The organism is Isoptericola sp. NPDC060257 (assembly GCF_042726645.1).
Taxonomy (GTDB): Bacteria; Actinomycetota; Actinomycetes; order Actinomycetales; family Cellulomonadaceae; genus Isoptericola; species Isoptericola nanjingensis.
Map to the genome: position 1 here is coordinate 1 of NZ_JBHXAW010000195.1, position 8,610 is coordinate 8,610.

8 protein-coding genes are annotated in these 8,610 nt (G+C 73.4%); 3 read left to right on the top strand and 5 right to left on the bottom strand.

Annotated features, from left to right (window positions below):
- The first annotated feature begins 103 nt into the window (after positions 1-103).
- From ACFWEK_RS15220 to ACFWEK_RS15230, 3 genes are read left to right on the top strand one after another with little or no spacing between them, the layout of a single operon-like run.
- The gene (locus tag ACFWEK_RS15220; protein WP_430554566.1) at positions 104-1,612 is read left to right on the top strand and encodes a glycoside hydrolase family 1 protein; all 1,509 of its coding nucleotides are present in this window, start codon (positions 104-106) and stop codon (positions 1,610-1,612) included.
- Between the two features lie 9 nt (positions 1,613-1,621).
- Entirely contained in the window at positions 1,622-2,632 is a 1,011-nt protein-coding gene (locus ACFWEK_RS15225) for a LacI family DNA-binding transcriptional regulator (RefSeq protein ID WP_430546757.1), read from the top strand.
- A gap of 19 nt (positions 2,633-2,651) precedes the next feature.
- Complete coding sequence (locus ACFWEK_RS15230; RefSeq protein WP_430546758.1) at positions 2,652-3,113, top strand: DUF1905 domain-containing protein; 462 nt, start codon at positions 2,652-2,654, stop codon at positions 3,111-3,113.
- Positions 3,114-3,194: 81 nt separating this feature from the next.
- Here the strand turns inward: ACFWEK_RS15230 and ACFWEK_RS15235 are convergent, their stop codons facing one another.
- The 5 genes from ACFWEK_RS15235 to ACFWEK_RS15255 form a co-directional block, all read right to left on the bottom strand.
- Positions 3,195-4,814, bottom strand: coding sequence for an APC family permease (locus ACFWEK_RS15235; protein WP_430546759.1), 1,620 nt, complete (start codon positions 4,812-4,814; stop codon positions 3,195-3,197).
- Between the two features lie 130 nt (positions 4,815-4,944).
- A complete protein-coding gene (locus tag ACFWEK_RS15240; protein ID WP_430554567.1) occupies positions 4,945-6,006 on the bottom strand; it encodes a 1-acyl-sn-glycerol-3-phosphate acyltransferase in 1,062 nt (353 codons plus the stop codon).
- A complete protein-coding gene (locus ACFWEK_RS15245; protein ID WP_430546761.1) occupies positions 6,003-6,872 on the bottom strand; it encodes a patatin-like phospholipase family protein in 870 nt (289 codons plus the stop codon). Before ACFWEK_RS15245 ends, ACFWEK_RS15240 begins: the two co-directional genes overlap by 4 nt.
- Positions 6,873-6,934: 62 nt before the next feature.
- Entirely contained in the window at positions 6,935-7,954 is a 1,020-nt protein-coding gene (locus ACFWEK_RS15250; RefSeq protein WP_430554568.1) for a hypothetical protein, read from the bottom strand.
- The gene (locus tag ACFWEK_RS15255) at positions 7,948-8,535 is read right to left on the bottom strand and encodes a hypothetical protein (RefSeq protein WP_430546763.1); all 588 of its coding nucleotides are present in this window, start codon (positions 8,533-8,535) and stop codon (positions 7,948-7,950) included. The genes ACFWEK_RS15250 and ACFWEK_RS15255 overlap by 7 nt, the downstream gene beginning before the upstream one ends.
- Between the last annotated feature and the right edge of the window lie 75 nt (positions 8,536-8,610).

Here is an 8,610-nt window from a genome sequence, read left to right on the forward strand (position 1 = left end):
CCCACCCCCCATCAGGCGGGGGCGGGGGGGCTCGGACATGTCAAAACCCCCCAGCCTGACCCCCCCCCCCCCCGGCGCGCGCCGGGCGGCCCCCGGCACGACCGTGCCGTTCACGCCCAGCGCACCCCTCACGAGCTCCCCGCACGCCACCGGGGCCGTCACGTTCCCCGACGGCTTCGTCTGGGGCACGGCCACGGCCGCCTTCCAGATCGAGGGTGCGTCCACCGAGGGCGGCCGCGAGGACTCGGTCTGGGACGCGTTCTGCCGCATCCCCGGCGCCGTCGTGAACGGCGACGACGGATCGGTGGCCGACGACCACTACCACCGCTACCGCGAGGACGTGGCGCTCATGAAGCGCCTGAACCTCGACGCGTACCGGTTCTCGACGTCGTGGGCCCGGGTGGTCCCCGACGGGAAGACCGTCAACCAGGAGGGGCTGGACTTCTACTCCCGCCTGGTCGACGAGCTGCTCGCCGCCGACGTGCTGCCCTGGCTGACGCTGTACCACTGGGACCTGCCCCAGGCGCTGGAGGAGCTGGGCGGCTGGCCGAACCGGGACACCGCGGCCCGGTTCGTCGACTACGCCGTGACGATGCACGAGGCGCTCGGCGACCGGGTGAAGGTCTGGACGACGCTCAACGAACCGTGGTGCTCCGCCTTCCTCGGCTACACCGCCGGCGCGCACGCCCCCGGGCGCAAGTCCCCGGCGGACGGCCTCGCCGCGGCCCACCACCTCATGCTCGCCCACGGCGGCGCCGTCGAGGCCCTGCGCGAGCGGGACCCGGAGGCCGTGCTCGGCCTCACGCTCAACTTCACCGTGTCCGACCCGGTCGACCCGACGGACCCGGCCGACGTCGACGTCGCGCGCCGCGACGACGGCATGTTCAACCGCTTCTTCCTCGACCCGATCCTGCGCGGCGCCTACCCGCAGGACCTGCTCGACGACGTCGCGCACCTCGGGTTCGCCGGCATCGTGCGCGAGGGCGACCTCGAGGTGATCTCCACGCCGATCGACGTGCTCGGGGTCAACTACTACAACGGAGGCGCGGTCTCGGCCCGGCCGCAGGGCGCCGCCGGCGAGACCCCGGCGGGCACGGCCGACCCCGGCGGCGAGCGCGTCGACGCCGCGGTGTGGGAGACCCGCTCCCCCAACCCGGTGCCCGACGGCATCTACCACCACAGCCGCGGCCTGCCCCTCACGGACATGGGCTGGGAGGTGCAGCCGGAGGGTCTCACCCGCCTGCTGACGCGGCTGCAGCGCGACTACACCGGGCCCCGCGGCACCTCGATGTACGTCACCGAGAACGGCGCCGCGTACCCCGACGTCGTGCAGGCCGACGGGAGCGTCGACGACCCGGACCGCCTCGCCTTCGTCGACGTGCACCTGCGCGCCGTCCGCGACGCGATCGACGCCGGCGCCGACGTGCGCGGCTACTTCGCCTGGTCGCTGCTGGACAACTTCGAGTGGGCCCTCGGCTACTCCAAGCGCTTCGGCCTGGTGCACGTGGACTACGAGACGCAGGAGCGGACCGTCAAGTCCTCCGGCCGCTGGTACGCCGACGTCGCCCGCACGGGCGTCGTGCCGGCCCGCGACGGCGCGGACGCAGAGTAGTCTCCCGACGTGGTCATCGAGCATGCCAGCCCGACGCTGGACGACGTCGCCCGGGCCGCGGGGGTCTCGCGGTCCACGGCCTCGCGCGCCATCAACGGCGGTGACCGGGTGTCGCCCGAGGCGCAGACCGCCGTCGACGACGCCGTCGCCCGGCTCGGGTACGCCCCGAACCGGGCGGCCCGCTCGCTGGTCACCCGGCGCACCGACTCGATCGCCCTCGTGGTGCCCGAGCCCGACGCCCGCATCCTCACCGACCCGTTCCTCGCGGGCGTGCTGCGCGGCGTCAGCGAGGGCCTGACCGGTACCGAGCTGCAGCTCGTGCTGCTGCTCGCCCGCGCGGGCGAGCCCCCGGGCCACATCGCGCGGTACCTGCGGTCGGGGCACGTGGACGGCGTCATCGTCGCCTCGCACCACAAGGAGGACCAGCTCGAGTCCGAGCTCATGCGGTCGCACCTCCCGTCGGTCTTCGTGGGGCGACCGTTCGACACCGAGTCCCTGCACTTCGTCGACGTCGACAACGCCTCGGGCGGGCGCACCGCCACCCAGCGCCTCGTGGACCGCGGCTGCACGCGCGTCGCCACGATCACCGGCCCGCTCGACATGACCGCGGCCGTCGACCGTCACGAGGCCTGGCTGCACACGCTCGAGGACGCCGGCCTGCCGGCCGTCGCCGTCGAGAACGGCGACTTCACGGTGGCGGGCGGCGCGGCCGCGATGGAGCGGATCCTGGCGCGGCACCCCGACGTCGACGGCGTGTTCGCCGCGTCGGACCTCATGGCCACGGGCGCGCTCCAGGTGCTGCGCGAGACCGGCAGGAGCGTGCCCGACGACGTCGCCATCGTGGGCTTCGACGCCCTCGGCGCGGAGCGGACGACGCCGCGCCTGACGACCGTGCTGCAGCCCGTGGTCGAGATGGTCACGGCCGCGACGGCGACCCTGCTCGACGTCCTCGGCGGGGCCGACGTGCCCGCCGAGCCCCAGATCTTCGTGCCGCGGCTCGTCGAGGGCGAGTCGGCGTAGCCCTCGCTACGGTCGCTCCATGAGCGAGGCACCCACGGTCCAGACCTTCACCACGACCCTGCTCGCGACGGGCGGCAACAACGTCGGCCTGCCCGTGCCCGACGACGTCGTCGCGGCGTTCGACCGCGGCCGGCGCGTCCCCGTGGTCGTGACCGTCGACGGCGGCTTCACATACCGCAGCACCGTCTCGTCGATGGGCGGCCGGTCCCTCGTCTCGTTCAACGCCGCGACCCGCGCGGCCACCGGCCGCGGCGCCGGCGACGAGGTCGAGGTGCGGCTCGAGGTCGACGACGCGCCCCGCACCGTCGAGGTGCCGCCCGCGCTGGCGGCCGCGCTCGCCGCCGACCCGGCGGCCACCGCCGCCTGGGCGACGCTCTCGCCGAGCAGGCAGAAGGCGCACGCCCTGAGCGTGGACGGCGCCAGGACCGACGAGACGCGCGACCGCCGGGTCGCGAAGGTGCTGGAGTCGCTCGCCGGCTGACCGCGCGTCCCGCCGCGCACGCACGACGGCGGCCCGCCAGATCGCTCTGACGGGCCGCCGTGGTGTACCGGGCGCGATCGGTCAGCCGCGCCGCGGGGTGTCGTCGTCCACGCCGATGGCCGTCTGCATGGCCTCGCGGTAGTCGGCCGCGAGCTGCGACGGGTTCTTGCCCAGCTGCGAGTTGCGGTAGCCGTACAGGAAGTAGATCGCGAAGCCGAGCGCGAGCCACACGAGGAACCGCAGCCACGTCTCGACGTCCAGCTGCAGCATGAGCCACAGGCACAGCACGCCCGAGACGATCGGCAGCACCGGCGACCACGGCACGCGGAAGTGGTCGGCGTGGGCCTCGCCGCCGCCGGCCTTGAGCTGGCGCCGGCGCAGGATCGGGATGCCGAAGCTCACCAGGACGAACGCCGACAGGGTGCCGATGTTCACCATGTTGCCGAGCACGTCGACCGAGAAGAAGCAGGTGACGATCACCAGGAGCGCCGCGGTGCCGACCTGGATCATCACCGGGGTGCCGCGCTTCTCCGACGTCTTCGACATGCCGCGGGGCAGCAGGCCGTCACGGCTCATCGCGAACACGATCCGGGTGAGGCCGAGCATGAGCACCATGACCACGGTGGTGAGGCCCACGAGGATGCCGACCGTGATGACCTGCGTGGCCCACGCCGGTGCGTTCGGCTGCAGCTGGAACGCGGTGATGATCGTCGCGGACGCCCCGCCGTCGGGCGTGGCGTCGCGCAGCTGCTGCGGGGTGGCCATGCCGGAGAGCGCGATCGAGACGGCGATGTAGAGGCCGGTGCAGATCGCGAGGCCGCCGAGGATGCCGCGCGGGACGTTCCGGCGAGGGTTCTTGGTCTCCTCCGCCGCGGTGGCGACGACGTCGAACCCGATGAACGCGAAGAACACGGTGCCGGCACCCGCGAGGATGCCCATCACGCCGCCCACGGACAGCTCGGCGCCGGCCATCCAGGAGAAGAGGGTCTGCGTCATCGTGGTGCTGTGCGTCGTGGACTCGCCGAACGACTCGGGGCTGGGCACGAACGGGCTGAGGTTCGACGCGCTGAAGAACGCGAAGCCCACCACGATGATGAGCAGCACGATGGCGACCTTGATGGCCGTGAGCACGCCGGTGACGCGCGTCGAGAGCTTTGTGCCGACGGCGAGCAGCGTGGCGAGCACGACGATGAGGATGGCGGTGCCCCAGTCGAAGGACACGCCGCCGAGGTGGATCGTGTTGTGGATCCCGGACGCGACGCCGTCCGCGTCGACCCCGCCGAGGCCGAACACGTTGAGGAAGTTGTCGAAGTACAGGCCCCAGGCCTTGGCGACGACGGAGGCGGCGAAGAACATCTCGAGGATGAGGTCCCAGCCGATGATCCAGGCGAGCAGCTCGCCCATCGAGGCGTACGAGAACGTGTACGCCGACCCCGCCACGGGCATGTAGGACGCGAATTCCGCGTAGCACAGCGCGGCCAGGGCGCACACGACGCCGGCGATGACGAACGAGATCACGACCGACGGGCCGGTCTGCGTGGCCGACACCTGCGCGGCCTTCGAGAAGATCCCGGCGCCGATCACCACGGAGATGCCGAGGACCATGAGGTCCCAGGCACCGAGGGTGCGCTTGAGCTGGCGCTGGGGCTCGTCGGACGCCGCGATCGTCGCTTCGATCGAGCGCCTCCGCATGAGCTGCATCGTTGAGGCTCCTTACTGGAGTGGTCTGTACCACCGGGTCTCGGCGGCCGGGAGACTTTACACCGCTCGGCCGCCTCGGTGAACGGGGTGTTCAGCGCAGCTCGACGCTACGCCCGGTCGCCCGCCGCCGTCACTCGTGCGGGGCGGCGGGACGCGCCGGGGAGTCGAGGCCCGCGGAGCGCTCGGTGATCCAGGCATCCACGCGCTCCCACTGGTCGAAGAGCCAGAGCTCCCGCCCTTCGACGTCGGCGGGGAGGTCGTCGACGCGCGTCAGGGTGCCGCCCAGCACGATGGTCTTGTCCATCGGCAGCTCGCGCCAGATGTCCTTGACCGTGACGAGGCGGTCGAGGCCGGTGTGCGCGACGACCAGCACGGCGGCGTCCGGGGCGACGGCGTCGAGCGCGGACAGGAACCCGCCCGCGTGCGGCACCATGACGTGCGGCATGCGCTCGGCGCGGTCGGCGAGGGCGTCCTTGCCACGGGCCCGGAGCGCCTCGATCCGCTGCGCGCGGCGCCGGGGCGTCACGTTCCCGCCCTCGGGGAACAGGACGAGGGCGTCGTCGGGGCCCAGGTCGGCGGAGATGCGCGTGATGGTCTCGGCGGCGCCGGGCTGCCCCGGCCTGCGGCGCGCCAGGGGCGTGACGAAGGCCGCGGGCAGCCGGCCCAGGAGGACGTCGATCGCCGGGTCCCACTGCAGCGTGTCCTTGAGGACGATGGCGGGCGCGCGGCGGGCGCGACCGAGGAGGACGTCGACCAGGATGAACGAGTCCCCCGGCCCCGCGTGCCGGCTGAGCACGAGGACGGGGACGTCGGGCAGCCTCGCGCCCTCCTCGACCTCGACGACGATGGTCAGCCGCAGCGTCCACCGCACCTGCCAGAAGAGGACGGCCAGGGCGGCCCGCGCCACGGCGACGTGCGCCCGCTGCACCCACGGCCGGTGCATCGCCAGCCCGAAGCCGGACGCCACCCACAGCGCGAACAGCACCACCAGCGCGGCGGCGTCCCACAGCACGTAGAACGACAGCATCCACAGCAGGCGCAGCCCCCGCAGGCGCCCCGGCAGCAGCCAGGTCAGCGCGGCGCCGACCACCAGCGCCAGCATGATCGACGTCGGCACCAGCAGCACGGCCAGCAGCACCACGAGCGGCGCCAGCACGACCCGGCGGACCCACCGGGGCGGGGGCGCGATCACGGCTGCACCGGCGTGTCCGGCGAGGTCGTGTCCGGCCCTCCCGGCGGCGGCGCGGCCGCGAGGTAGTCCCGCGCGGCGGCGAACGACTGGGCGATGCGCGCCGCGGTGGAGTCCATGCGCCGGAACGCGCCGAGCTTCTCGTCCCCCGGCAGCGCGCCGCCGGTGGGCAGCACGTGCACGGTCGCGACCCGGCGGGCCTCCTCCAGCTCCCGGAAGTACCGGTGCCGCCGGGCGATCTCGAAGCTCACGCGCGCGACGTCGGACGGCTTGGACGGCACCGTGAGCGGCTCCTCGACCCGCCCCACCTGCAGCACGTAGACCGTGGTCGCGCCGCGGCGCACGGCCTCGCCGAGCGGGATGGAGTTCACCATGCCGCCGTCGACGTAGTGCTCGCCGCCGATCTCGGTGGGCGGCAGCGCGCCCGGCACCGACGCCGACGCGAGCACCGCCTCGACCAGCGGCCCGGAGTCGAACCAGTGCTCCGACGCCCGCTCGATGCTCGCGGCGGCGACGACGAGCGGCACGGCGAGGTCCTCGAAGGTCGTCTTCTCGCCCAGGGTGCCGGCGATGAGCCGGCGCAGCGCGGCCGGGTCGTAGAGGTGCGTGCGGGACTTGGCGAGGCGGCCGAGCTGCCGGTACCAGGCCTCGCCGTAGACCTCGTTCGCCGTGGGGGACGCCCATGCGGCACCGAGGCGGTCGACGACGGCGACGCTCGGGTCGGCCGCCACGGCGGCGCCGTTGATCGCGCCGATCGACGTGCCGACCACGAGGTCGGGGGCGACGCCCGCCTCGAACAGCGCCTGCAGCATGCCCACCTGGACGGCGCCGCGCACCCCGCCGCCGCCGAGCACGAACGCCACCGTCATGGCCGCGATCGTGCCACGGCGTCGTGCCGACGGCATCGCGACGAGGCCGACGGGTCAGCGCACTACTGGACCAGGACCTGCGCCTCGCCGATCGCGAGGGTCGACTCGCGCGTCTGGGCGGGCACGTCGATCGTGCCGTCCAGGCCGCCGCCCTCCCACTCCGCCGTCCAGTACGCCGTTCCCGTCACCGTGATGTTGCCGGAGCGCCGGTTCTCGGCCCCGTCGAACCCGCACGTCGGGGACGGGCGGGCGTCGCCGCCGCTGGCGGCCTCGGACCACTCCGTGTAGGGCGCGCGGGAGCCCGCGCAGGTGGTCGTGGCGTAGACCTCCCCGGTGTCGTCGTCGGTCAGCGTCCACACGATCCGGTCGAGCGTCCCGTCAACCGTGACGGTGAGGCCGCCGTCCGTCTCGGACTCTCGGATGGGGCCGGTCGTGTTCGCCGCCGGGTTCGACACCCACAGCCAGATCGGCATCCCCACGATCCCGATCGCGTTCCCGTCCACCTCCGTCGTCGGCGGCGTCGAGCCGATCTCGCCCATCGTCAGCTGCATCCGCGCGTACGCGCGCTCCGCCAGCTCCTCCGGGGTGGGACCCATGTCCGTGGGCGGCAGATCCGGTGAGTACTGCTGGCCGCCCGCGCAGAGGTACATGAATTCCGTGGCGTCGTCCATGCCCTCGATGCACTCATCCCGGGGGGGCGTGCACTGGACGATGTAGCCCTCGTCCTTGCCGTTCCAGATACCCGCGTCCTTGGGCGGCTGCGGGTTCGCCAGCTTGATGTAGCACGAGCCGTTGTAGACGCCAAGGCTGGTCACGCAGGGGATCACCTTGCCGCTGTAGCGGCACACCCACTCGCCGCCGCTGCCGTTGCTGACGCCGCTGCTGTCCGAACCGTCGTCGCCGTCGTCGCCGTCCTCGCCCGGGCAGGTCACCTCGCCTCCGACGTTGCCGTCATTGTCGGCGCCGCCACCACCGGTGCAGGGGGCGGCGACGGCGGGCGCGGAGGTCGCGACCGACGGCGCGACGGCCACGCCGGTGAACAGCATCAGCACGGCCAGGACCCGCGTCACCTGCCTCAGCACGACTCCTCCGTGTCCGCCTCGCGGCTGTCGATGCCCCATCGGTCCTCCCCGCGCGCGCTCATCGTGTACACGACCGTGAACCGCTCCGGCACGCCCTCGGCCCGGGGCACCTTCGCGCCGTCCTTGTCGAGGGTCGTGACGCCGGAGGTGTCGTTGCACACCTCGAGGGTCACCCGCTCGTCCCCCGGCTCATCGCCGCCGGGGTCGAAGTCGCTCGCCTGCACGTCCGTGAAGGTGGCGGCACCCTCGGTCGTCCAGCCGTCGGCGACGCGCTGCTCGTAGGTCGCCTGCTGCGCCTGCCACTGCTCGTCGTCGGTCCAGAAGCCCTGCATGACCTGCCAGTTCACGAAGCCGTCGTTGCCGACCTTCGCGCCCAGCTCGTAGAAGTCCTGCAGCGTCTGCTCGGCGGCTTCCACGCTCTCGCGCTCCTGCGCGTCCGGGGTGGGCGACGGCGACGGGCTCGGGCTGGCCGGCAGGGGCGCGGCGGGCTGGTCAGCCCCGGGCGAGCAGGCCCCCAGGACGCCGACGGCCGCGACGAGAACGCCGGCCACCAGGGCGGCGCGCGTCGGGGTCTGGTGCATGAGGGTCCTCTGCTCCGGTGCCGCTCGAAGCACGCGGGCACGTGGTGGGTCGGATCGGGCGCAAGGATACAGGCC

Bases quoted from the DNA above. Each gene is read 5' to 3' on its own strand.
- ACFWEK_RS15235 (WP_430546759.1), bottom strand. From the start codon at position 4,814: ATGCAGCTCATGCGGAGGCGCTCGATCGAAGCGACGATCGCGGCGTCC.
- ACFWEK_RS15255 (WP_430546763.1), bottom strand. From the start codon at position 8,535: ATGCACCAGACCCCGACGCGCGCCGCCCTGGTGGCCGGCGTTCTCGTC.
- ACFWEK_RS15230 (WP_430546758.1), top strand. From the start codon at position 2,652: ATGAGCGAGGCACCCACGGTCCAGACCTTCACCACGACCCTGCTCGCG.
- ACFWEK_RS15245 (WP_430546761.1), bottom strand. From the start codon at position 6,872: ATGACGGTGGCGTTCGTGCTCGGCGGCGGCGGGGTGCGCGGCGCCGTC.